We start from the raw sequence: 23,092 nt of genomic DNA, 5'->3' as shown, positions 1-23,092 counted from the left end.
GGGAACTGGGAGCGATTCAGGGAGTGGAGAAGGGGCATAGAGAGGGGCGTTAGGAGACCAATGTCTGCCCGAGCCTGCGGGTCAAAGCCAGTGAATCAGCGGGCCAACGCCAGTAGAAACTGTGAGGTAGGAACTGGTTGCACACCGGCTAACGGCCATAAAAAAACCGGCGCCTTGGCGCCGGTTTTTGGTCACCGAGACGCTATTACAGAGAAGCGGTGAAGGTACGGGTGATGACGTCTTGCTGTTGCTCCTTGGTCAAGGAGTTGAAGCGAACGGCATAACCGGATACGCGGATGGTCAACTGCGGGTATTTCTCCGGGTTTTCCATGGCGTCCAGCAGCATTTCACGGTTCATCACGTTGACGTTCAGGTGCTGACCACCTTCCAGGTTGGCTTCATGGTGGAAGTAACCATCCATCAGGCCGGCCAGGTTGGCTTTCTGGGCTTCCATGTCTTTGCCCAGCGCGTTCGGCACGATGGAGAAGGTATAGGAGATACCATCTTTGGCGTAGGCGAACGGCAGCTTGGCAACGGACGTCAGGGAAGCAACGGCACCCTTCTGATCACGACCGTGCATCGGGTTGGCACCCGGGCCGAACGGCGCACCGGCGCGACGACCATCCGGGGTGTTACCGGTCTTCTTGCCGTACACCACGTTGGAGGTGATGGTCAGCACGGACTGGGTAGCCACGGCACCACGGTAGGTGTTGAGCTTCTGAATCTTCTTCATGAAGCGCTCGACCAGGTCGCAGGCGATGTCATCGACGCGAGCGTCGTTGTTGCCGAACTGCGGGTACTCGCCTTCGATCTCGAAGTCGATGGAGACGCCATCGGCATCACGTACCGGCTTGACCTTGGCGTACTTGATGGCAGACAGGGAGTCAGCGGCGACGGACAGACCGGCGATACCACAGGCCATGGTGCGATAGACGTCACGGTCGTGCAGCGCCATCAGGGAGGCTTCGTAGCTGTACTTGTCGTGCATGTAGTGGATGATGTTCAGGGCGGCGACATACTGCTTTGCCAGCCAGTCCATGAAGTGATCCAGCCTGTCCATCACGTCGTTGTAGTCGAGGTACTCGGAGGTGACCATTTCGGTCTTCGGACCGACCTGGATCTTGAGCTTCTCGTCCATACCGCCGTTGATTGCATACAGCATGGTCTTGGCCAGGTTGGCACGGGCACCGAAGAACTGCATCTGTTTGCCGACGATCATCGGGGACACACAGCAAGCGATGGCGTAGTCATCGTTGTTGAAGTCCGGACGCATCAGGTCGTCGTTCTCGTACTGAACGGAAGAGGTCTCGATGGATACCTTGGCGCAGTACTTCTTGAAACCGACCGGCAGCTTCTCGGACCACAGGATGGTCAGGTTCGGCTCAGGGGACGGGCCCATGGTGTACAGGGTGTTCAGCATACGGAAGCTGTTCTTGGTGACCAGGGTACGGCCGTCAACGCCCATACCGGCCAGGGTCTCGGTGGCCCACATCGGGTCGCCGGAGAACAGTGAATCGTATTCCGGGGTACGCAGGAAGCGAACCATACGCAGCTTCATGACCATGTGGTCCATCAGCTCCTGGGCTTCTTGCTCGGTGATCAGGCCTTTTTGCAGGTCACGCTCGATGTAGATGTCCAGGAAGCTGGAGGTACGACCGAAGGACATGGCCGCGCCGTTCTGGGACTTGACTGCCGCCAGGTAGGCGAAGTAGGTCCACTGGACGGCTTCTTTGGCGGTCTTGGCCGGTACGGAGATGTCGCAGCCATATTTGGCAGCCATCACCTTCATCTGGGCCAGGGCACGGTGCTGCTCGGAGATCTCTTCGCGCAGACGGATGGTGGCTTCCAGGTTGACACCGTTTTCCAGGTCAGCCTGCAGGGACTTGAACTGAGCCAGTTTGTCGGCCATCAGGAAGTCGATACCGTACAGGGCAACACGGCGGTAGTCACCGATGATGCGGCCACGGCCGTAGGCATCCGGCAGACCGGTGATGACGCCGGACTTGCGGCAGTTCAGGATGTCTTTGGTGTAGACGTCGAACACGCCCTGGTTGTGAGTCTTGCGGTACTCGGTGAAGATCTTCTCGACCATGGGGTCCAGCTGGCGACCGTACACTTCGCAAGAGGTCTTGACCATCTTGATACCGCCGTTGGCGATGATGGCGCGCTTGAGCGGCTTGTCGGTCTGCAGACCAACGATTTGCTCCAGGCTCTGATCGATATAGCCGGCATCGTGAGCGGTAATGGTGGAGGGCAGGTCGGTATCAAAATCGACCGGCGCGTGAGTGCGGTTCTCGATCTTGATGCCTTCCATGACCTTGTCCCACAGCTTGGTGGTCGCTTCGGTCGCGCCAGCCAGGAAGGACTCGTCACCTTCATACGGGGTGTAGTTCTTCTGGATGAAGTCACGGGTGTTGACAGAGGTCTGCCATTCACCGGCTGCGAAGCCTTCCCATGCTTTTTGGAACTGTTCGTTAAGTTCTGCCATTTTCATTACCTCTCAAGGTATTTATGTGTCTGCCGCCATCCTTAATGATGGCGACGGAAGATAAACCAGTAAGTCAGCCCAACCATGACGCCACCACCAATGATATTACCGATGGTGACAGGGATGAGGTTGTGCAGGACGAAGTTGGACACGGTCAGGTCGGCAAAGGTCGCCGGATCCTGGCCGATGGCCTGCCAGAATTCCGGGCTCGCGACGCTGTGGATGGCGATACCGACCGGGATCATAAACATGTTTGCGATACTGTGCTCAAAACCGGAGGCCACGAACATGGCGACGGGGAGCAGCATCACCATCACCTTGTCGGTGGCGCTGCGGGCGCCGAAGGCCATCCACACGGCGAGACACACCATGAGGTTGCAGAGGATGCCAAGGGCCACGGCCTCGAAGAAGGTGTGATGGATCTTGTGCTGGGCCACTTTCATGGCGTTCAGCCCCCACTGACCATCCGCTGCCGTGTATTCCGCCGACATGATGATGAGGCCGACGATGATGAGACCGCCGATGAGGTTGCCGAAGTAGACCAGTCCCCAGTTCTTGAGCAGCTGGGCCCAGCTGATGCGATTCGCCGCCTTGGCTACCAGGGTGAGGGTAGTGGAGGTGAACAGCTCGGCGCCGAGCAGGACGCAGAGGATGAGACCGAGGGAGAAGCAGATGCCGCCCACCAGCTTGGACATGCCCCAGGCCATGCCGCTTGAGCCCGTGGTGACGGTGATATAGAAGACGAAGGCGATGGCGATGAAGGCGCCAGCGGTGATGGCCAGGGGAATGACCTTGTATGCGGGCTTGGTGGCCTTGGCATAGGTAATGTCTTCGGCCAGGGCGGCGATGGCTTCGGGCTTCAGACAATCAAAGGGAGATTCTGCTTTCAATTCTCAGTACCTGCATATTTTGCCTGTGGAAATCATAACAAAGGGGCTGATCCCCAAAATTGACTCCGATCAAGAATTACAGATTGTGAATGTAATTTTACTACAGGATTTTTCGCCATCCGGAAGCGTTTCTTTACACCAGGTTTCAGGTGAAACAGAAACGAGTCTGTTATTAATTTTATGATTTTTAAGAACTTATAAAGGGCGCCCTGAAAAACGTACCGGCAAGGCACCTGTGCAGCCGCACTGCACCATGAGTGCCAAATTAACAACCCCCTAAGAGGTATTTTTTGTCTTTTATTTCATCTTTGTGGCACGGCCAGCCAAAGCGTAGACCATAAAACAGAAGGGGCCATAAGGCCCCTTCGTCACGCTAGCATATCAGTTCCAGGTATGGATTCGTTTGGCTTTTTGCAATTTCTCGTAAGCGGCCAGCAGTTTCTGGTGCAGCGGGAACTGGGAGAGGGAGAGATCGGCGGCTTCCAGACCGTGGAAGCGCGCCTCGCCGCGGGCGTTGGCCCACGCCTGCGCCAGGGTCTCTTCCCCGAACATGCGGGCGAACACCGGGCGGTACTGCTCGGGGTCGCGATCCTCGTCGAGGAAAAGCTCGACGCAGGCGCGCAGGGCGCGGTAGTAAGCGGCGCGATCCGCCGGGAACACCGACTGGTTGAACTCCATGGTCCAGTCGATGAGGTCGAGGGCGCTCTCCAGGTCGCCTGCGGCCAGCGCCAGCATGGCTTTGAGCTCACCGACGCGCAGGGTGTGCAGGGCAGTGCCCTTGGCGGCGGCGATGCCGAGCAGCTCGCGCACCCGGGTCCGCTCGTCGTGACCCTCTTCATCCAGCTGGTCGAACAGGGCCATGTACTGCTCTGCGTCCCACTCGAGCGCCGGCAGCGCCAGGATGGTTTCCCGCAGGTGGGCCCCCATGGTGTTGTTGGCCAGCAGCAGATCTTCCACCGGATAGATGTCGGACATACCGGGCACCAGGATACGGCAGGCGTAGACACCCAGGTGCTCGTAGTCGGCGATGTAGACCGGCTGCTCCAGCTCGTGGAAGATGCCGATCAGGTGGTCGAACTCCTCTTGCGAGGTGCCACGGAAGTCCCAGTCGGCAAACTCGAAGTCGGACTCTTCCTTGAACAGATCCCAGCTGATGAGGCCGGAGGAGTCGATGAAGTGGGTCTCCAGGTTGTGGTGATCCGCCACCTGCTCGTTGTCGAACGACGGCGGCACGAAGACGTCCAGATCCTTGAGGCTGCGCCCTTGCAGCAGTTCGGTGACGGTACGCTCGAAGGCGACCTCGAAGCGCGGGTGGGCGCCGAAGGAGGCAAAGCAGGTGCCGTTGCTCGGGTTGAGCAGCACCACGCAGATGACCGGATAACGGCCGCCGAGGGAGGCATCGAAGCTGTAGATGGGGAAGCCTTCGGCCTCCAGTGCATCGATGGACGCCTTGATGCCGGGGTAACGGGCGATGACCTCGCCCGGGATCTGGGGCAGGCTGATGGCCTCGGCGATGATCTTGTTCTTCACGTGGCGCTCGAACACCTCCGACAGCCCCTGGGTGCGGGCTTCGGTGCGGGTGTTGCCGGCGCTCATGCCGTTGGAAACATACAGGTTGCCGACGATGTTCATCGGGATGTAGACGGTCTGGTGATCAGATTGGCGCTCGAAGGGCAGGGCGACGATGCCGCGTTCCTCGTTGCCGGATTGCAGGTCCACCAGCATGTCGGCGGTCACTTCACCGTCCGGGTTGTAGAACTTGCGGGTGAAGGGGTCGAGCAGACCAGTGGGAAGCTGATCCCCCTCGATGGGGAACCACTTCTCGTTCGGGTAGTGGACGAAGTCGCCATTGGCTACCTGCTCGCCCAGGTAGAAATCGGCGAAGAAGTAGTTGGTGGAGAGACGCTCGAAATACTCGCCAAGGGCGGAGGCGAGCGCCGCCTTCTTGCTGGCACCCTTGCCGTTGGTGAAGCAGAGGGCGCACTCCTTGTCCCGGATGTGCACGGACCAGACGTTGGGCACGGGGTTGAGCCAGGAGGCCTCTTCGATATCAAACCCCAGGGCTTGCAGCTTGGTCTGGAAGCGTTCGATGGAGTCTTCCAGCGCTGCGTCCTTGCCGGGAATAAAAGTGTGGTCGGTCATCACAATGTCCTGATTTTATGGGCTCATGTTTGGACGCAGATAATAGCATGAGTGACGGGGAAAGCGGCCAGGGCAATGGTGTGGGCTTGCCCAGGTCTGCATTGGAGGGGCGGGGTGTGGTAGTGGGGCCGGGCGGTGCGCTGCGGGGCGGTGATTTTTCATGGGAAAGAGGGTTGGGTCATCAGTTTTACTTAACATAATTAAGATAAAGTAAATTTTATTATGACCCTGTGCCCTTCATCATGGCGTCAACCGTTGGCGGGGGAAGGAAAAGAGGAGAACGCCCGTTCCGCCACCCCGTCTTGATGAGCCTTGACCAGGAGTGCTGAATGTTCCCGATGATCCCCCGTATAGACCCCGAGATAGCCAGGTTGGCGCCGGGCTTTTGTGCCCTCAGCATCGTGGTGGAAGCCGCCCCCGTGATTGACACTCTGGTGGGGGAGCGGGCCCTGGCTCGGGCATGTGCGGCCCTTGGCACCGACGAGGCCCCCTGGGCCCTTGAACATCTGGCCGCTTGGGATCAGGTGTTCAAGGGGTTTGGCGCCAAGCCTGCCCGCACGCCCTGCTCGGCCCAGGCACTGCGCAAGCGGGTGCTGCGCGATGGCGTCTTGCCCGCCATCGACCCCGTGGTCGATCTCTACAACGCCATCAGCATCGAGTATGCCATTCCCGTGGGCGGGGAGGATCTGGCGGCCTATGTGGGAGCGCCGCGCCTGGTGATTGCCGATGGCAGCGAATGCTTTGACACCCTCAAAGAAGGGCTGCCAACCCAGGAGGCACCGGCTCCCGGAGAGGTGGTGTGGCGGGACGATCTCGGCGTCACCTGTCGCCGCTGGAACTGGCGCCAGGGGATCCGCACTCGCCTGAGCCTCTCTTCCCCCCGGATGTGGTTCATTCTGGAGTGTCTGCCGCCGATGCCGCGCACGGCCTTGTGGGAGGCCGGTGACAGGCTGATTGCCGGTCTCACGCAGATGATGCCTGGGGCCCGCATCGAGCAGACGTTGGTGGAGTGATTGAAGGAGCAGACGAAAAGATAAAAGGAGGCGCCCCATGCTCGCCCGGGCGGTCATGGGGCGGATCTTGCTCGCTATGCCACGTCTGTGCCGCCCGCCTTTACCCACCGCCTGCGAACACATCAGCAAGCAGAGGAACACAGCAACACGCCGGGCTGACATCGCCCCCTGGAGCTTGCCACGTCGGGGCCGGTGTACCCGGCCCTTTCAGCGCGCCTAACCGATGAATTTCAGACCCAGAATGCCGACGATGATGAGCAGCAGGCAGAGCACCCGGGCCAGGGTGGCCGGTTCGTTGAACAGCCAGATCCCCATCAGCACGGTGCCGACCGCGCCGATACCGGTCCAGACCGCGTAGGCGGTGCCAAGGGGCAATTGCTTGACCGCCATGGCGAGCAGCAGCACGCTCACCCCCATGGCACTCAGGGTCAGCAGGGTGGGGAGGGGACGGCTGAAACCGTCGGTGTATTTGAGGCCGATGGCCCAGGCGACCTCGAACAGGCCGGCCAACAGCAGGAGCAACCACGACATAAGGCAGATTCCGCAGGAAGCAGGGTCGTCCCTGCGTATCAGGAGGCCTCGGGGCCGTCCCCGAGGGGCAGCGGGGCTGCCGGTCGGTCTCAATGATGCCCCAACTGGAGGCAGGATGCCAACCGGCTGCCCGCAGGTCGGCCAGGCCGACGGATATTGCAGCGAATGGCACAGAATATTGCGCAATTCGACTTGCGCCCGCCGTCACAATCCGTAATGTGGACAGACGCATTTTTTGCAACTCATATATTGTGAATCCCTTGTAAACGGCTGGCGCCAAGGCAGGGGTCACGGGTACCACACACGATTTCTATAAGCAGCTATCCAGGGTAGGACATTATGAAAAAAGTAGGTTTGGTCGGTTGGCGTGGCATGGTGGGTTCGGTCTTGATGAGCCGGATGCAGGAAGAGAAGGATTTTGCCCGCATTCAACCCACCTTCTTCACCACCTCCCAGGCCGGTGAGGCCGCCCCCAATTTTGGCGTCGATGCCGGCACCCTGCAGGACGCCTTCGATCTCGAGGCGCTGGCCGCGCAGGACGTCATCATCACCGCCCAGGGCGGCGACTACACCAAGGATGTCTATCCGCGCCTGAAAGCCGCCGGCTGGCAGGGCTACTGGATTGATGCCGCCTCCTCCCTGCGCATGGAGAAGGACGCCGTTATCATCCTGGATCCGGTCAACGGCGACGTCATTGAAGATGCCCTGAACAACGGCATCAAGACTTTCGTTGGCGGCAACTGCACCGTCAGCCTGATGCTGCTGGCCCTGGGTGGCCTGTTCAAGGCCGATCTGGTGGAGTGGGTGAGCGTGGCCACCTATCAGGCGGCCTCCGGTGGTGGTGCCCGCCACATGCGCGAGCTGGTCACCCAGATGGGCATGCTGCGGGATGAAGTGGCGGTGGAGCTGGCGGATCCCGCCTCCGCCATCCTCGACATCGAGCGCAAGATCACCGAGAAGACCCGCTCCGGCACCCTGCCGGTGGACAACTTCGGCGTACCGCTGGCCGGTGGCCTCATTCCCTGGATCGACACCAAGCTCGACAACGGCCAGAGCCGTGAAGAGTGGAAGGGCCAGGCCGAGACCAACAAGATCCTGGGTATCGAAAACGCCGCTATCCCGGTGGATGGTCTGTGCGTGCGGATCGGGGCCCTGCGCTGCCACAGCCAGGCCTTCACCATCAAGCTGAAAAAAGATGTGCCCTTGGCCGAGATCGAAGCCCTGCTGGCCGCCCACAACGACTGGGTCAAGGTTATCCCCAACGATCGCGACATCACCGCCCGCGAGCTGACCCCGGCTGCCGTCACCGGCACCCTCAGCATCCCGGTGGGTCGTCTGCGCAAGCTCAACATGGGTCCGGAGTACCTGGCCGCCTTTACCGTGGGTGACCAGCTGCTGTGGGGCGCCGCCGAGCCGCTGCGCCGCATGCTGAACATCCTGCTGGCCCGCTGAGGTAGCGGCAGCAGGGAACAAGGAAGGCCTGGCCTTTCTTGTTCCCCTCTTCGTGCCTGTCCATAAAAAAGCGGCATCCCTTGGGATGCCGCTTTTTAATTTATCCAGTTTGACTCTTAGATGTTCTGTGCTTCGTTTGGCACGATGACAGAGGCATGATTTCCTTTCGGCCCCTGCTGCAGTTCAAAGTTGACTGCCTGACCTGCTTTCAAGGTCTTGTAACCTTCCATTTGAATCGTGGAGTAGTGAGCGAAGATATCTTCACCACCGCCTTCCGGACAGATAAACCCAAATCCTTTTGCGTTGTTGAACCACTTGACTGTTCCGGTTGCCATACATCTACATCCTTTTATTGATTACCCTGAAGTCGTTGAGTAACCTGCGCCAGCCTTATATAACTAGGGCATGACCCCGTAGCAGACGGGCGCCGATTAGCAAGTAACCAATCTAGTCCAACTTTTAAGCGAGTCAAGAAGTTGTTAACAACCGATGTGATCTGGTTAACAAGTCTATTGACAATCTTGAGCGACACGGTAGTAATCTAGAGGTACCAAAGCGCAACTATGAGCAAGCAGAAAGAACTCTTTGCTAATGAAGAGATTGCAGAGGCAGAGAAAACGAAGCTGCAACCGCCACCCATGTACAAGGTCGTCCTGAACAACGACGACTACACACCGATGGAGTTCGTGGTGGAGGTGCTGCAAAGGTTCTTTGGTATGGATCTGGAGAAGGCCACTCAGGTGATGCTGAGCGTGCATTATAGTGGTAAGGGAGTCTGCGGCACATTTACCGCCGAGATTGCCGAGACCAAAGTGGTCCAGGTCAACACCTATTCACGTAACAACGAACATCCACTGCTATGTACCATGGAAAAGGCTTGAATCTGATGACTTGATGGCGATAACGACACCGCATTGTTGCTGTACTGAGGGGAGGTGCCTATGTTGAACAAAGATCTAGAAAAGACGCTGAACGAGGCTTTCAAGCTGGCCCGTGACGAGCGCCACGAATTCATGACCGTCGAGCACCTGTTGTTGGCCCTGCTGGATAACAGCTCAGCCCATGAGGCGCTGAGTTCATGTGGTGCGGATGTGGAACAGATGCGCAAAGAGATCCGCGCCTTCATCAATCAAACGACCCCGCTCATCCCCCGTGACGACGAAGACAGGGAAACCCAGCCGACGCTGGGCTTCCAGCGCGTGCTGCAACGTGCCGTCTTCCATGTCCAGTCGTCCGGCAATACCGAGGTGAGCGGTGCCAATGTCCTGGTCGCCATCTTCAGCGAACAAGAGTCCCAGGCCGCCTACTTCCTGAAAAAAGCCGAAATAAGCCGCCTGGATGTGGTGAACTTCCTGTCCCACGGGGTGCGCAAGGACAACAAGCCCGAGAGTGGTGGCAACAATGCGGAATCTGATGACGAGGTATCCTCTGCCCAGATAGAAAGCTTTGCCACCAACCTCAACCAGCTGGTGCTGGAGGGGCGTATCGATCCGCTCATCGGCCGTGATCAGGAGCTCAATCGCACCATTCAGGTATTGTGCCGCCGCCGCAAGAACAACCCCTTGCTGGTCGGGGAAGCCGGCGTGGGCAAGACCGCCATCGCCGAAGGGCTTGCCTACCGTATCGTCAAGGGGGATGTGCCCGAGGTGATTGCGGGTAGCACCATCTACTCCCTGGACATGGGCTCTCTGCTGGCGGGCACCAAGTATCGTGGTGACTTCGAGAAGCGCCTCAAGGTGCTGCTCAAGCAGATCGAACGTCAGGAGGGGGCCATCCTCTTCATCGACGAGATCCACACCATCATTGGGGCCGGTGCGGCTTCCGGTGGCCAGCTGGATGCGGCCAACCTCATCAAGCCGCTGCTCTCCAATGGTTTGCTGCGCTGCGTGGGCTCCACCACCTACCAGGAATATGCCCAGATCTTCGAGAAGGACAGGGCTCTGGCTCGTCGCTTCCAGAAGATCGACATCGTCGAACCCACAGTAGACGACACCACTCGCATTCTGATGGGACTCAAGAGCCGTTATGAGTCTCACCATGGCGTGCGTTACACCGTCAAGGCGATCCGGGCGGCGGTGGAGCTCTCCGCCAAGTACATCAATGATCGCCATCTGCCTGACAAGGCCATCGACGTCATCGACGAAGCGGGTGCAGGGCAACGCCTCTTGCCCGTCAGCAAGCGCAAGAAGGTGATCAATGTGCCGGAAATCGAGGCCATTGTTGCCAAGATTGCCCGTATACCAGAGAAATCTGTCTCCTCCTCCGACAAGGAGGTGCTGAAGAATCTGGAGCGCAATCTCAAGATGGTGGTGTTCGGGCAAGACAGGGCCATCGAGGTGCTGACCGATGCCATTCGGTTGTCACGTTCAGGGCTTGGCAACGAACGCCGACCTGTGGGCTGCTTCCTGTTTGCCGGCCCGACCGGGGTGGGCAAGACCGAAGTGACCCAGCAACTGGGCAAGGCGCTCGGGGTCGAGGTATTGCGATTTGACATGTCGGAATACATGGAACGCCATACCGTGTCCCGGTTGATCGGGGCTCCTCCCGGTTACGTGGGATTCGAGCAGGGAGGGCTGTTGACCGACTCCGTCCTCAAGCATCCGCACTCCGTCGTGCTGCTTGACGAGATCGAGAAGGCGCACCCGGATGTCTTCAACCTGCTGCTGCAGGTGATGGACAACGGTACCCTGACGGACAACAACGGGCGCAAGGCAGATTTTCGCAATGTGATCCTGGTGATGACCACCAACGCAGGGGTTCAGGAAACCCAGCGCAAGTCCATCGGCTTCCAGCAGCAGGACATGAGCCACGATGCCATGGCGGTGATCAACAAGACGTTCAGTCCGGAGTTCCGCAACCGGCTCGATCACACCATCTGGTTCAACCATCTCGACATGGGAGTGATCCATCAGGTGGTCGACAAGTTCATCGTCGAGCTGCAGGTTCAGCTGGATGCCAAGGGCGTTTCACTGGAGGTGTCTGAAGAGGCGCGCCACTGGTTGGCAGAGAAAGGGTATGACAGGGCAATGGGAGCAAGACCCATGGGCCGGGTCATTCAGGAGCACCTCAAGAAGCCCCTGGCCAACGAGATCCTGTTCGGTTCCCTGGTCGATGGCGGTATTGTGAAGGTTGAGCTGGTGAACAACAGCCTCAGCTTTGATTTTCAGGTCAACGTTGAAGCTGTCTCTCACTGACTGTGAGCAAGGCCGGAAATGACAAAAAACCCCAACCGAGAGGCTGGGGTTTTTTGCTGAATTCCTGGCTTAGCGAGAGCGGAAAACAATACGTCCCTTGGAGAGATCGTACGGAGTCAGAGCCACCGTTACTTTGTCCCCAGTCAGGATACGGATGTAGTTTTTGCGCATCTTGCCGGAAATATGAGCGATAACCACGTGACCATTTTCCAGTTCCACACGGAACATGGTATTGGGCAAGGTTTCGAGAATGGTACCCTGCATCTCAATACTGTCTTCTTTAGCCATTGAATCCTCTTGATAAGCCACAACAAAAAACCGCTGGATCATGCCGGATTTAAGGCTATGTGTAAAGTTTACTCGGGCTTGGTGTCGATTTTTTTCCATTCGCCCTGTACCAGCAGCTCATGGGGCAGGTATTGGCGCTTGTAATTCATCTTGCGGCACTCCTCCACCAGATACCCCAGATAGAGCCACTGGCGACCGGTACGTCTGGCCAGTTCCAACTGGCTCAGGATGGCGAAGGTGCCGAGCGACCGATCGGCATAGTCGGGGTCGAAGAAGGTGTACATGGCGCTCAGAGAGTGGGGAAGCAGGTCCGTGGTGGCCACGCCGATGAGGCGTCCCTCCTTGCGTATCTCCAGATAGAGGGGGGGCATCCAGTCGCAGTGCAGGAACCCCTTGTATTGGGTCCGGCTCGGTGGATACATGCTGCCATCCCGATGACGCTCACGGATATAGCGTTCATAGAGCTGGTAATACTCGGGCTTGTCGTCATAGCTCAGTACGAGTTCGAGATCCCGGTTCAACTGGCGGATGCGTTTCTGCCCACGGCTCGGGGTGAAGCGTTCACTGTGTATGCGCAAGGATTGACAGGCGCTGCAGGCGGGGCAGTGAGGACGATAGATGTCGTTGCCACTGCGCCGGAATCCTGCCGTCAGCAGCCGTTCGTACCCGGCGGCGTTGAGCAGTTCATGGTCCATCAGGACCAGCAACTGCTCCTGCTCGTGACCGAGGTAGCTGCACGGGTGCCTGGGGGTCAGCCCGACCTTGAGGATCACTTCTTCACTCATAGGCTGATTCTCCTCGGTTGCCAGCATCCCTCTTGCAACGGTTGCCGGGTCAGGGTGGCCAGGGTGGTCAGAAAGCGCTGCCTTGGCCACTCCTGGACGCCTAGCGTGGCCAGAAAGTCGTTTTGCATCTGGCAGTCGATGAGGGCACCGCCGTGCCCTGCAAAGTGGCGACAGAGGGCCACCATGGCCAGTTTGGCGCCATTGTCGATGCGGCTGAACATGGATTCACCACAAAAGAGTCGGCCCAGGGAGAGGCCATAGAGGCCTGCCTGCAGCTGATCATCCTGCCAGATTTCGATGGAGTGGGCATGACCGAGGCGATGAAGGCGCCGATAGGCGTCGATCATGGGGGCACTTATCCAGGTGCCGCTGGCGGTGCGACGAGGGGCGGCGCAGGCTGCAATGACGTCATCAAAGGCGCGATTGATGTAAATCTCGAAGGGGGTGCGGCGCAAACACTTCTGCAGGCTGCGGCCGATGTGGAGTTCCTCGGGCACGATGACTCCCCTGGGGTCCGGTGACCACCACAGCAGTGGCTGATGGGGTTCATTCCACGGAAAGATCCCGCTGTGGTAAGCTGCCAGCAATCGAGCGGGGGAGAGATCTCCCCCAATCGCGAGCAGCCCGTTGGGCTCTTCCAGCGCATGGCTGGGGGAGGGAAACCAGCACAGCTCATCATCCAGTTCGGTAAGATAGCGAGACATAAGGCAGAGGTTCATAGATGAAGGCCATTATCCTGATAGTATCCAGCTTGCTTGGCTTTGTCACGGCGCCGGCCTGGAGTGCTGTGTATGAACGCAACACGGCGCGTCCGGTGGAGCAGGTGGTCTTCGGCCAGGTGGATGCGGTGCGCAACATCACCCAGCGCCAGATGGTGGAATCAGAGCATTCCGGCTGGAAAACCCTGGGAGGGGCCGTGCTTGGCGGGCTGCTCGGGAACCAGTTTGGCGGTGGGCACGGGCGGGAGATTGCTACTGCGGTCGGGGCGCTGGCGGGAGCGGCGGCAGTGCAGCAGTTTCAGTCAGGGGGCAGCGTGGTGGAGAACAAGCTGGTGGAGCTGCTGATCCGCAACGAGCAGAACGGGCTCATCAACGTGATCCAGGATTACGATCCGGCCATGGTCTTTGCGCAGGGCGACAAGGTGCGCATCCTCTATTTCAGCGATGGGGTGCGGGTCGACAAGACCTATTGAACGGTGAAGAAGGGATTGACCCGGCGGCCACCACACAAGGGGCGCCGGGCGGTACTACACGGAGTGCCTCTGCTGATGCTTGCTCAGACGTCCTGACAGACTATCTTGTCTCGCCCGGTATTCTTTGCCTGATACAACTGGCGATCTGCCTCGCTCAGCGCCTCGTCCATGGAGAGCCGCCCGACATTGATGACGCCGAAACTGGCGCGTACAAAGAGCGATATCTCCCGCGACAGCGGTTGCTGGCGCATTTGCAGACGAAGCCCTTCCAGCCGCTTGAGCAGCACGGGAACGGGGCAGTGGGGCACCATCAGGGCAAATTCTTCACCACCGAATCGGGCTATCATGGCATCCGGGAAGAACTGGGTGAGCAGCCTGGCCAGATGACAGAGCAGCTGATCGCCGATGGCGTGCCCCCAGTGATCATTGACCTGCTTGAAGTGATCCACGTCGAGCACGCACAGGGAGAGCTGCGCCTGATGGCGCTGATGCTCCTCGAACCACTTTTGACCCTCGTTGAACCAGTAGCGTCTGTTGTAAAGCCCGGTCAGGTAGTCTCGGTTGGCCGATTCCTGGATGTTGTTAAACTGCTCAAGGGCCTCCAGGTTGTGGCTGACCCGGCACTGCAGCTCCTCGGGTTCAAAGGGCTGATTGAGAAAATCATTCGCCCCTTGCTTGAGGTAGCGTGCCGAGAGGCCGTGCTTGTCCGACACCGAGATGCCGATGATGGCGAGCTGCTGCTTGCTGTAGCGCTCGCGCAGCATTCGCACCAGGCTGATGCCGTCGATCTCCGGCATGTAGTAGTCCACCAGCATCAGGCGAATGGCGGGGTGCTGCTCGAGCTGCGCCAGCGCATCGCGGGCAGAATTGGCCTCGTGCACCTGCAACAACTGCTTGCGCAACTGGGCCGCGGTGCGGTGACGGGAGGTGCGTGAATCGTCGACCACCAAGACTTCGATGGCCTGGTTGAGGTAGAGGCGGTGCACCAGACCGACGGCATATTGCAGGGAGTGACGTGAATCCTTCATCACGTAGTCCAGCACCCCGGCCTCCAGCCAGGCTTCCCGCTTCTCTTCGCTGATGTCGGCCGTCAGGATCACCACCGGCAACCCACGCTCCCTCAGCACATTGACAGCCTCTCCGCCGGGGGCGTCCGGCAGGGTGAGATCCACCAGGGCGACCACATAATCTTCCCCATGGCAATCGCGAGCCCCTTCAAGGGTGTCGAAGGCGTCGATTTCCAGCCCGGTCTGCTGCGCAATGGCCTGGGTCAGCATGCGGCGTACCGTCAGGCTGTCTTCCACTATCATTATTTTTCGTTTCATCCTGCTCCTTGCAATAAAAAAGGGCATGCCAACTGGCATGCCCTTTATATCCTTCCGATTATTGTGCGTCCAGATATCGCTCAGCATCGAGGGCGGCCATGCAGCCGGTCCCTGCGGAGGTGATCGCCTGGCGGTAGACGTGGTCGGCTACGTCGCCGGCGGCGAACACGCCCGGGATACTGGTCTGGGTTGCGAACCCTTCCAGTCCGCCACGCACCTTCAGATAGCCGTTTTCCATCGCCAGCTGCCCTTCGAAGATCTGGGTGTTGGGCTGGTGACCGATGGCGATGAAGACCCCCATCAGCGGCAGCTCGGAGGTGGTGTCATCCCGGGTGCTGCGCAGGCGCACACCGGTGACGCCCATGTCGTCACCCAGTACTTCGTCCAGGGTCTGATGGGTGTGCAGGACGATATTGCCACTCTCGACCTTGTCGTTGAGGCGTTTGATCAGGATCTTCTCGGCGCGGAACTCGTCGCGGCGATGAATGAGGTGCACCTTCTTGGCGATGTTGGCCAGATAGAGTGCCTCTTCCACGGCGGTGTTGCCGCCGCCGACCACGGCCACTTCCTGGTTGCGGTAGAAGAAGCCGTCACAGGTGGCGCAGGCGGAGACGCCGCGGCCCTTGAAAGCCTCTTCGGAGGGCAGACCCAGGTATTTGGCGGAGGCGCCGGTGGCGAGGATCAGCGCATCGCAGGTGTATTCACCGTTGTCGCCCTTGAGGCGGAAGGGACGCTCGGTCAGCGTCACTTCATTGATGTGATCAAAGAGGATGCGGGTATCGAACTTCTCTGCATGCTCTTTCATGCGCTCCATCAGGGCCGGGCCGGTCAGCCCTTCCGCGTCCCCTGGCCAGTTTTCCACTTCGGTGGTGGTGGTCAGCTGACCACCTTGCTGCATACCGGTGATAAGCAGGGGATTGAGGTTGGCGCGAGCGGCATAGACGGCCGCAGTGTAACCTGCCGGACCGGATCCCAGGATCAGCAGTTTGCTGTGAGTGACTTGGCTCATGATGTGATTTCCGAGACGTGATGAGTTTGCGCGATTGTAGGTAATTCGTGATCCGGGGTCAAAGGCCAGCGCATCGATTGGGGCAATCGCCAACAACAGGGGTGAGCCGGGGATGGCAGGCATAAAAAAACCGCCCATCGCGGGCGGATTTTCACTCATCTACCTCCCTTTGCAGGGACGCGATCAGTTCAGCAGGGTCAGGGGATCCGTGTAAGCCAGGTTGTGGGCCACGGCAACCTCCTTGCAGGTGATTTTGCCCGCCATCACGTTCAGGCCGTGCAACAGGTGGGGATCGGCGAGCAGTGCGTTGCGATAGCCCTGTTCGGCCAGCTTGATGATGAAGGGGAGGGTGGCGTTGTTCAGGGCCACGGTGGAGGTCCGCGCCACGGCACCCGGCATGTTGGCCACGCAGTAGTGCACCACCTCGTCGACGATGAAGGTGGGATCTTCATGGGTGGTGGCATGGGAGGTCTCGACACAGCCGCCCTGGTCGATGGCCACGTCCACGATGGCTGCACCGGGTTTCATGCGAGCAATGTGGTCACGGCTGACAAGTTTTGGCGCAGTGGCGCCAGGCACCAGCACGCCGCCGATGACCAGGTCCGCCGCCAGCAGATGGCGCTCCAGGGTCTCGCGGTTGGAGTAGACCACCTTGGCAGCCCCTTGGAACTCGCTGTCGAGACGGCGCAGGGTATCGACGTTGTTGTCGAGGATGGTGACGTCGGCACGCAGGCCGACGGCCATGCGGGCTGCGTTGGAGCCCACCACACCACCACCGATGATCACCACCTTGGCCGGTTCCACACCGGGCACACCGCCGAGCAGCACGCCGCTGCCGCCACGGGATTTCTCCAGTGCCTGGGCACCGGCCTGAATAGACATGCGTCCGGCCACTTCCGACATGGGGGCCAGCAGGGGCAGACCGCCACGACCGTCCGTGACGGTTTCATAGGCGATGCAGACGGCACCACTGTCGATGAGATCCTGGGTCTGGGCCAGGTCCGGCGCCAGATGCAGATAGGTAAAGAGGGTCTGGCCGGGACGCAGCATGGCCCGTTCCACTGCCTGGGGTTCCTTGACCTTGACGATCATCTCCGCCTTGGCGAAAACTTCGGCAGCGGAGGCCAGGATCTCGGCTCCGGCAGCCAGATAATCTGCGTCACTGAACCCAATGCCATTTCCTGCGCCGCTTTGGACGAAAACAGTATGGTTTCGTGCTGTCAGTTCACGTACACTGGCCGGAACCATGCCTACGCGATATTCATGGTTTTTTATTTCCTTAGGTACACCGATAATCATGCTATCCCTCGTCTATCGATTGGTGGTTTATGTTGCCTAGATGTTAAGCGACATTTGCGCCTAGTATATTCAGGTATTGACAGGATTTGTGACCATTATTATAAAATGACTGGTGATTCTTTCCAAAAAATAGCCAAAGGATGGAATTAAATGATGGAAGCTAAGAGTCGGCTAAAGGATTTGGACAGGATTGACCGCAACATTCTGAATGAACTGCAAAAGGATGGCAGGATTTCGAACGTTGAGTTGTCCAAACGAGTTGGCCTGAGTCCCACACCGTGTCTGGAACGGGTTCGTCGCCTGGAGCGACAAGGGTATATCGAAGGATATGCCGCCATTCTGAACCCTCATTATCTGGACGCGTCTCTGCTGGTGTTCGTGGAAATTACCCTCAATCGTGGCGCCCCCGATGTGTTCGAGCAGTTCAACAAGGCTGTTCAGGTGCTCGAAGAGATCCAGGAGTGCCATCTGGTGTCCGGTGATTTCGACTATCTGCTCAAGACCCGCGTCAGCGACATGTCCGCTTACCGCCGCCTGCTGGGTGAAACCCTGCTGCGTCTGCCGGGCGTCAACGACACCCGCACCTACGTGGTGATGGAAGAGGTCAAACAGAGCAGTCGTCTGGTGATCAGCACCCGATAAGCGGGGTTGTGCTGTGACTTGCAAGTTCCATGACGAGTCACGATAGTCAGAAACGAGCGGCCGGTCCGCTCGTTTCTTCTTATAGAGAGTTTCAGGCCCGCCATCAGGCACTGGCTGACAATCGGTGGGCTTTTCAGGGATACTAGGCCCCCTATCCCCGCATTCATGTTTTCACAAAGGAGCCGGAGTTTGGCCGATAAAAAGCTGTTTACTCCTTTATCAGGTACACAACGGATCTTCGAGGCCGTCTTGATCGCCATCACCCTGATGGCTGCCTATCTTTTGCTTGCCCTGTTGACCTACCATCCCGCCGATCCCGGCTGGTCGCAAACCTCCTGGCAAGGGGAGGTGAAAAACCTCGCGGGCAGCGCCGGTGCCTGGCTCGCCGACATCACCATGTTTACCTTCGGGGCCTTCTCCTATCTGGTGCCCCCCCTGGTAGTGCTGCTTGGCTGGAGCCTGTTCTGGCGCCCGAGCAAGCTGCTGGAAGTGGATTACCTCACCCTGTCGGTACGGATCATCGGCTTCGTGCTGACGGTGCTTGGCATGTCCGCCATCGCCAGCATGAACTTCAACGACTTGCAGAACTTTTCCGCCGGCGGCCTGGTGGGGGATGTGATCGCCTCCGCCGTGGTGCCGCTGTTTGGCGGCGTGGGGGCCAACCTGATGCTGCTCTGCTTCGTGGCGACCGGCATCACCCTCTTTACCGGCTGGTCCTGGCTCACCATTGTCGAGCGCATCGGTGCCGCCTGCACCGGCTCAGTCAGCGCCATCTACCATTTCCCCACCACCCTGGGCCGCTGGCTCACCGGTGGCTGGCGCCAGCCCCGTTATGAGGGGCCGGATCCCCTGCTGGAAGGGGGCGTGGGCAGCTTCGATCAGGAAGAGGATGACGAAGACCCCCACGGCAGCTGGACACGCAACCCCAAGGCGAAGAATCGCGCTCAAAAGACAAAAGCTGACGAATGGCTGCCGGAGCTTGACGAAGACACCTTCCAGTTCGATCCGCAGTTTGACGACGAAGAGGACGAGGCTCCGGCGCCTGCCGCCAAGGGCAAGCGCGTGGCCAATGGCCGTCCGCGTCCCGCCGTGCGCCAGGAAGAAGATGACCTCGACTTGCCCTGGGCGGAGGGGGATGACGAACCCGATGCTCCCGTTGCCGCGGCGCCGGTGAAAGCCAAGCGCCGTCCCCAGCCCGGTCTGGCACCTTTGCCGAGCATCGATCTGCTGGACAGGCCGCCCGCCAAGACCCAGATGATGAGCAAGGACGAGCTGGAGCGCATGGGCCGGCTGGTGGAGGCGAAGCTCGCCGATTACAACGTGCAGGCCAAGGTGGTGGGCGTCTATCCCGGTCCCGTCATTACCCGCTTCGAGCTGGACCTGGCGCCGGGCATGAAGGCGAGCAAGATCACCAATCTTTCCCGGGATCTCGCCCGTTCTCTCTCTGCCAGCAGCGTGCGGGTGGTGGAAGTGATCCCGGGCAAGACGTTCGTCGGGATCGAGCTGCCCAACCGGGTACGCCAGACCGTCTACCTGCGGGAAACCCTCGACTGCGAGGCGTTCGCGGCCAGCCGCAATCCGCTCACCATGGGGCTGGGTCAGGACATCGCGGGGGAACCCGTGGTGGTGAACCTCGCCAAGATGCCCCACCTGCTGGTGGCGGGTACCACGGGCTCGGGCAAGTCGGTGGGGGTGAACACCATGATCATCTCCATGCTCTACAAATCCTCCCCCGAGGATCTGCGCTTCATCATGATCGACCCCAAGATGCTGGAGCTCTCGGTCTATGAAGGCATTCCGCATCTGCTGACCGAGGTGGTCACCGACATGAAGGATGCCGCCAACGCCCTGCGCTGGTGCGTAGGCGAGATGGAGCGTCGCTACAAGCTGATGTCCGCGGTCGGGGTGCGCAACCTCAAGGGGTACAACGACAAGGTGCTGGCCGCCATCGAGGCGGGGGATCCCCTGGTCGACCCCCTGTGGCGTCCGGGCGACTCCATGGATCAGATGCCGCCGGAGCTGGAAAAACTGCCCCACATCGTGGTGGTGGTGGACGAGTTCGCCGACATGATGATGATCGTCGGCAAGAAGGTGGAGGAGCTTATCGCCCGTATCGCCCAGAAGGCGCGGGCGGCTGGTATTCACCTTATCCTCGCGACCCAGCGTCCGTCGGTGGATGTCATTACCGGCCTCATCAAGGCCAACATCCCGACCCGTATTTCCTTCCAGGTGTCGAGCAAGATCGATTCCCGCACCATCCTGGACCAGGGGGGCGCCGAATCCCTGCTCGGCATGGGTGACATGCTCTACATGCCTGCGGGCACCTCCAACCCCACCCGTGTCCACGGTGCCTTCGTCGATGACCACGAGGTACACAAGGTGGTGGCGGACTGGAAACTGCGTGGTGAGCCGGATTACATCGACGAGATCCTCTCCGGCGAGTCGGACGGCGAGGGCGGCGGTGGCGACTTCGGCGGGGGCGGCGATGAAGAGCTCGATCCCCTGTTCGACGAGGCGGTGGCCTTCGTGGTGGAATCCCGCCGTGGCTCCACCTCCAGCGTCCAGCGCAAGTTCAAGATCGGTTACAACCGGGCGGCCCGTCTCATCGAGCAGATGGAAAACCAGGGCATCGTCAGCGCCCCGGGCGGCAACGGCCAGCGCGACGTGCTGGCACCGCCGCCGGTCCGTGACTAAGCCTCACATCATCCTGGCCATGCCCTCTGCGGGCGTGGCCTTTTATCGAGAACCTCCCTATGAAGAGCCTGATGAAAAAACAACTGTTGATGGGTTCCATTCTGCTGGTCGCCAGCAGCCAGGTATGGGCCGATGCGGCCAGCGATCTCAAGGAGAAGCTCTCCTCCGTCAATGTCTTCTCCGCGACGTTTGCCCAGACCGTCTATGACAGCAAGGGCAAGGAGCTGCAAAAGGCGAGCGGCTCCCTGCTGGTGCAGCGGCCCAACCGCTTCAATTGGCACACTACCTCCCCGGACGAGAGCCTGATCGTGGCCGATGGCAAGGATGTGTGGGTGTACGACCCCTTCGTCGAGCAGGTCACCGCCCTCAAGATGAAGGATGCGGTGCTCAACACCCCCTTCGTGCTCATCGCGGGCAACGACAACAGCCTCTGGAAGAACTATGACGTGACCCAAGAAGGGGATGTCTACACCGTCACCAGCCGCAACAAGGACGAGCTGATCGCCTCCTTTCGCATCACCTTCGACCGTCAGAACAACATCAGCCGCTTCGACGTGAAAGAGGCGCAGGGGCAGTGGAGCGAGTTCGTCTTAAGTGGTTTTGATCGCAAGCCGGTGCTCAAGGGCAACGAATTTGTCTTCAAGATCCCGAAGGGGGTCGAGCTGGACGACCAGCGTTGATGAGCCAGCCGTTACCGGCGTTATCGTCTGACCGGTCGTCATGGACGACCGGTCAGCTGCAAGGTCAATGCAGATGAGCAATTTATCCCTGGATTTCTCCTCGGACTTTCGTCCGCTGGCGGCCCGGATGCGGCCGCAAACCCTCGAGCAGTACATCGGCCAGCAGCATATCCTGGGGCCGGACAAGCCCCTGCGAAAAGCGATCCTGGCGGGGCACTGCCACTCCATGATCCTCTGGGGGCCCCCCGGCACCGGCAAGACCACGCTGGCAGAACTGGTTGCCCACTACTGCCAGGCGGAGGTGGAGCGGCTCTCGGCGGTCACCTCCGGCATCAAGGAGATCCGCGCCGCCCTCGACAAGGCGAAGGAGAACGGCTGGCGCGGGGTGCGCACCATCCTGTTCGTGGATGAAGTCCACCGCTTCAACAAGAGCCAGCAGGATGTCTTCCTGCCCCACATCGAAGACGGCACCATCACCTTCATCGGCGCCACCACCGAGAACCCCTCGTTCGAGCTCAACAATGCGCTGCTCTCCCGGGCCCGGGTCTATCTGCTCAAGAGGCTGGAGGAGCAGGACATCCTCGCCATGATCGATCAGGCGATGCAGGACCCGCGCGGGCTCAATGATCCGGCGCTGACCTTCGCCCCCGGGGTGAAGGAGGCGCTGGCCAAGGCGGTGGACGGGGACGGGCGCAAGTCTCTGAACTATCTGGAGCTCCTGGCCGACATGGCCGAGGCCGACAGCTCAGGGGCGCGGGTGATCGACAGTACCCTGCTCGCCGCCGTGGTGGGGGAGCACGTGGCCCGTTTCGACAAGGGCGGCGATCACTTCTACGACCTCATCTCGGCGGTGCACAAGTCCATTCGCGGCTCGGCGCCGGATGCGGCCCTCTACTGGTATGCCCGCATGGTGAGCGCCGGCTGCGATCCCCTCTACATCGCCCGTCGCTTGCTGGCCATTGCCTCGGAAGATGTGGGCAACGCCGATCCCCGTGCCATGCAGGTGGCGCTCTCGGCCTGGGACTGCTTCCATCGCATCGGCCCGGCGGAAGGGGAGCGGGCCATCGCCCAGGCCATCGTCTACCTCGCCTGCGCCCCCAAGAGCAATGCGGTCTACACCGCCTGGAAGGCGGCGCTTCACGACGCCAAGAACCTGCCGGACTTCGAGGTGCCGCCGCACCTTCGCAATGCCCCGACCAAGCTCATGAGCGAGCTGGGCTACGGCGCCGAGTATCGCTACGCCCACGACGAGCCGGGGGCCTATGCGGCCGGCGAGCAGTACTTCCCCCCGGAGCTTGCCGGCAAGCAGTACTATCAACCCACCGAGCGGGGGCTTGAGAAGCAGATAGCCCAGAAGCTCGACTATCTGCATGAGCTGGACAAGCAGAGTCCGCGCAAGCGATAGGAAAGACCTTCAGGTTCCTTGCCCGGAAAAGGGCACGGCCAGGGCATCAGGGGAGGAGGCTCC

At 59.9% G+C, this 23,092-nt stretch carries 20 protein-coding genes; 9 read left to right on the top strand and 11 right to left on the bottom strand.

Annotated features, from left to right (window positions below):
- Positions 1–205: 205 nt before the first annotated feature.
- The 3 genes from pflB to ycaO all read right to left on the bottom strand — a co-directional run bounded on the left by pflB (position 206) and on the right by ycaO (position 5,520).
- Positions 206–2,488 carry a formate C-acetyltransferase gene (gene pflB / locus BN1120_RS12190; protein WP_010674504.1) on the bottom strand — a complete coding sequence of 761 codons (2,283 nt, stop codon included), beginning with the start codon at positions 2,486–2,488 and terminating at the stop codon, positions 206–208.
- Between the two features lie 41 nt (positions 2,489–2,529).
- Positions 2,530–3,378: a formate transporter FocA gene (gene focA / locus BN1120_RS12185; RefSeq protein ID WP_010674505.1), complete on the bottom strand. Its 849-nt coding sequence runs from the start codon at positions 3,376–3,378 to the stop codon at positions 2,530–2,532.
- A gap of 381 nt (positions 3,379–3,759) precedes the next feature.
- Positions 3,760–5,520, bottom strand: coding sequence for a 30S ribosomal protein S12 methylthiotransferase accessory factor YcaO (gene ycaO, locus BN1120_RS12180; RefSeq protein ID WP_042016285.1), 1,761 nt, complete (start codon positions 5,518–5,520; stop codon positions 3,760–3,762).
- 329 nt (positions 5,521–5,849) lie between these two features.
- Here ycaO and BN1120_RS12175 point away from each other — a divergent pair, with 329 nt between their 5' ends.
- Positions 5,850–6,533 (top strand): B3/B4 domain-containing protein, encoded by a 684-nt coding sequence (locus BN1120_RS12175; protein ID WP_039039002.1) that lies wholly within the window; start codon positions 5,850–5,852, stop codon positions 6,531–6,533.
- 216 nt (positions 6,534–6,749) lie between these two features.
- Here BN1120_RS12175 and sugE read toward each other — a convergent pair whose 3' ends face one another.
- Entirely contained in the window at positions 6,750–7,064 is a 315-nt protein-coding gene (gene sugE / locus BN1120_RS12170; RefSeq protein WP_042016284.1) for a quaternary ammonium compound efflux SMR transporter SugE, read from the bottom strand.
- 339 nt (positions 7,065–7,403) lie between these two features.
- On the opposite strand from sugE, the gene asd reads away from it, so the two are divergent.
- Positions 7,404–8,516 (top strand): aspartate-semialdehyde dehydrogenase, encoded by a 1,113-nt coding sequence (asd, locus tag BN1120_RS12165; RefSeq protein WP_042016283.1) that lies wholly within the window; start codon positions 7,404–7,406, stop codon positions 8,514–8,516.
- A gap of 116 nt (positions 8,517–8,632) precedes the next feature.
- Here asd and cspD read toward each other — a convergent pair whose 3' ends face one another.
- Positions 8,633–8,851, bottom strand: a complete 219-nt coding sequence (gene cspD, locus BN1120_RS12160; RefSeq protein WP_010674510.1) for a cold shock-like protein CspD — start codon at positions 8,849–8,851, stop codon at positions 8,633–8,635.
- A 228-nt stretch (positions 8,852–9,079) separates the two neighbouring features.
- On the opposite strand from cspD, the gene clpS reads away from it, so the two are divergent.
- Both clpS and clpA read left to right on the top strand, forming a co-directional pair.
- A complete protein-coding gene (clpS, locus tag BN1120_RS12155; protein ID WP_005325410.1) occupies positions 9,080–9,397 on the top strand; it encodes an ATP-dependent Clp protease adapter ClpS in 318 nt (105 codons plus the stop codon).
- Positions 9,398–9,457: 60 nt separating this feature from the next.
- Complete coding sequence (gene clpA, locus BN1120_RS12150) at positions 9,458–11,710, top strand: ATP-dependent Clp protease ATP-binding subunit ClpA (protein WP_041215291.1); 2,253 nt, start codon at positions 9,458–9,460, stop codon at positions 11,708–11,710.
- A gap of 69 nt (positions 11,711–11,779) precedes the next feature.
- Here the strand turns inward: clpA and infA are convergent, their stop codons facing one another.
- The 3 genes from infA to aat form a co-directional block, all read right to left on the bottom strand.
- Complete coding sequence (infA, locus tag BN1120_RS12145; RefSeq protein WP_005300033.1) at positions 11,780–11,998, bottom strand: translation initiation factor IF-1; 219 nt, start codon at positions 11,996–11,998, stop codon at positions 11,780–11,782.
- 68 nt (positions 11,999–12,066) lie between these two features.
- On the bottom strand, positions 12,067–12,783 hold the full coding sequence (locus BN1120_RS12140) for an arginyltransferase (protein WP_042016282.1): 717 nt from the start codon (positions 12,781–12,783) through the stop codon (positions 12,067–12,069).
- Complete coding sequence (aat, locus tag BN1120_RS12135) at positions 12,780–13,487, bottom strand: leucyl/phenylalanyl-tRNA--protein transferase (RefSeq protein WP_039039162.1); 708 nt, start codon at positions 13,485–13,487, stop codon at positions 12,780–12,782. The genes BN1120_RS12140 and aat overlap by 4 nt, the downstream gene beginning before the upstream one ends.
- Before the next feature lie 17 nt (positions 13,488–13,504).
- Between aat and BN1120_RS12130 the strand changes: the two genes are divergently transcribed.
- Positions 13,505–13,975, top strand: coding sequence for an outer membrane lipoprotein (locus BN1120_RS12130; RefSeq protein ID WP_041211363.1), 471 nt, complete (start codon positions 13,505–13,507; stop codon positions 13,973–13,975).
- Between the two features lie 83 nt (positions 13,976–14,058).
- On the opposite strand, the gene BN1120_RS12125 is transcribed toward BN1120_RS12130, so the two are convergent.
- The 3 genes from BN1120_RS12125 to ald all read right to left on the bottom strand — a co-directional run bounded on the left by BN1120_RS12125 (position 14,059) and on the right by ald (position 17,608).
- A complete protein-coding gene (locus BN1120_RS12125; protein WP_029314438.1) occupies positions 14,059–15,300 on the bottom strand; it encodes a diguanylate cyclase in 1,242 nt (413 codons plus the stop codon).
- A 58-nt stretch (positions 15,301–15,358) separates the two neighbouring features.
- Positions 15,359–16,309, bottom strand: a complete 951-nt coding sequence (gene trxB / locus BN1120_RS12120) for a thioredoxin-disulfide reductase (protein WP_010674516.1) — start codon at positions 16,307–16,309, stop codon at positions 15,359–15,361.
- Between the two features lie 183 nt (positions 16,310–16,492).
- Positions 16,493–17,608, bottom strand: a complete 1,116-nt coding sequence (gene ald / locus BN1120_RS12115) for an alanine dehydrogenase (protein WP_010674517.1) — start codon at positions 17,606–17,608, stop codon at positions 16,493–16,495.
- A gap of 150 nt (positions 17,609–17,758) precedes the next feature.
- Here ald and lrp point away from each other — a divergent pair, with 150 nt between their 5' ends.
- The 4 genes from lrp (at position 17,759) to BN1120_RS12095 (ending at position 23,029) form a co-directional block, all read left to right on the top strand.
- The gene (lrp, locus tag BN1120_RS12110; RefSeq protein ID WP_005300047.1) at positions 17,759–18,250 is read left to right on the top strand and encodes a leucine-responsive transcriptional regulator Lrp; all 492 of its coding nucleotides are present in this window, start codon (positions 17,759–17,761) and stop codon (positions 18,248–18,250) included.
- Positions 18,251–18,439: 189 nt separating this feature from the next.
- Positions 18,440–20,944 carry a DNA translocase FtsK gene (locus tag BN1120_RS12105; RefSeq protein ID WP_041211364.1) on the top strand — a complete coding sequence of 835 codons (2,505 nt, stop codon included), beginning with the start codon at positions 18,440–18,442 and terminating at the stop codon, positions 20,942–20,944.
- A 71-nt stretch (positions 20,945–21,015) separates the two neighbouring features.
- Positions 21,016–21,624: an outer membrane lipoprotein periplasmic chaperone LolA gene (lolA, locus tag BN1120_RS12100; protein ID WP_041215917.1), complete on the top strand. Its 609-nt coding sequence runs from the start codon at positions 21,016–21,018 to the stop codon at positions 21,622–21,624.
- 67 nt (positions 21,625–21,691) lie between these two features.
- Positions 21,692–23,029 carry a replication-associated recombination protein A gene (locus tag BN1120_RS12095; RefSeq protein WP_042016281.1) on the top strand — a complete coding sequence of 446 codons (1,338 nt, stop codon included), beginning with the start codon at positions 21,692–21,694 and terminating at the stop codon, positions 23,027–23,029.
- The last annotated feature ends 63 nt before the right edge of the window (positions 23,030–23,092 follow it).

Source organism: Aeromonas caviae, assembly GCF_000819785.1.
Taxonomy (GTDB): Bacteria; Pseudomonadota; Gammaproteobacteria; order Enterobacterales; family Aeromonadaceae; genus Aeromonas; species Aeromonas caviae.
This window is presented reverse-complemented; position numbering and strand designations above follow the sequence as displayed.

Bases quoted from the DNA above. Each gene is read 5' to 3' on its own strand.
- ald (WP_010674517.1), bottom strand. From the start codon at position 17,608: ATGATTATCGGTGTACCTAAGGAAATAAAAAACCATGAATATCGCGTA.
- BN1120_RS12140 (WP_042016282.1), bottom strand. From the start codon at position 12,783: ATGAGTGAAGAAGTGATCCTCAAGGTCGGGCTGACCCCCAGGCACCCG.
- lolA (WP_041215917.1), top strand. From the start codon at position 21,016: ATGAAAAAACAACTGTTGATGGGTTCCATTCTGCTGGTCGCCAGCAGC.
- clpS (WP_005325410.1), top strand. From the start codon at position 9,080: ATGAGCAAGCAGAAAGAACTCTTTGCTAATGAAGAGATTGCAGAGGCA.
- infA (WP_005300033.1), bottom strand. From the start codon at position 11,998: ATGGCTAAAGAAGACAGTATTGAGATGCAGGGTACCATTCTCGAAACC.
- pflB (WP_010674504.1), bottom strand. From the start codon at position 2,488: ATGGCAGAACTTAACGAACAGTTCCAAAAAGCATGGGAAGGCTTCGCA.
- BN1120_RS12130 (WP_041211363.1), top strand. From the start codon at position 13,505: ATGAAGGCCATTATCCTGATAGTATCCAGCTTGCTTGGCTTTGTCACG.
- cspD (WP_010674510.1), bottom strand. From the start codon at position 8,851: ATGGCAACCGGAACAGTCAAGTGGTTCAACAACGCAAAAGGATTTGGG.
- lrp (WP_005300047.1), top strand. From the start codon at position 17,759: ATGATGGAAGCTAAGAGTCGGCTAAAGGATTTGGACAGGATTGACCGC.
- clpA (WP_041215291.1), top strand. From the start codon at position 9,458: ATGTTGAACAAAGATCTAGAAAAGACGCTGAACGAGGCTTTCAAGCTG.
- BN1120_RS12175 (WP_039039002.1), top strand. From the start codon at position 5,850: ATGTTCCCGATGATCCCCCGTATAGACCCCGAGATAGCCAGGTTGGCG.
- BN1120_RS12095 (WP_042016281.1), top strand. From the start codon at position 21,692: ATGCAGATGAGCAATTTATCCCTGGATTTCTCCTCGGACTTTCGTCCG.
- trxB (WP_010674516.1), bottom strand. From the start codon at position 16,309: ATGAGCCAAGTCACTCACAGCAAACTGCTGATCCTGGGATCCGGTCCG.
- asd (WP_042016283.1), top strand. From the start codon at position 7,404: ATGAAAAAAGTAGGTTTGGTCGGTTGGCGTGGCATGGTGGGTTCGGTC.
- ycaO (WP_042016285.1), bottom strand. From the start codon at position 5,520: ATGACCGACCACACTTTTATTCCCGGCAAGGACGCAGCGCTGGAAGAC.
- aat (WP_039039162.1), bottom strand. From the start codon at position 13,487: ATGTCTCGCTATCTTACCGAACTGGATGATGAGCTGTGCTGGTTTCCC.
- sugE (WP_042016284.1), bottom strand. From the start codon at position 7,064: ATGTCGTGGTTGCTCCTGCTGTTGGCCGGCCTGTTCGAGGTCGCCTGG.
- BN1120_RS12125 (WP_029314438.1), bottom strand. From the start codon at position 15,300: ATGAAACGAAAAATAATGATAGTGGAAGACAGCCTGACGGTACGCCGC.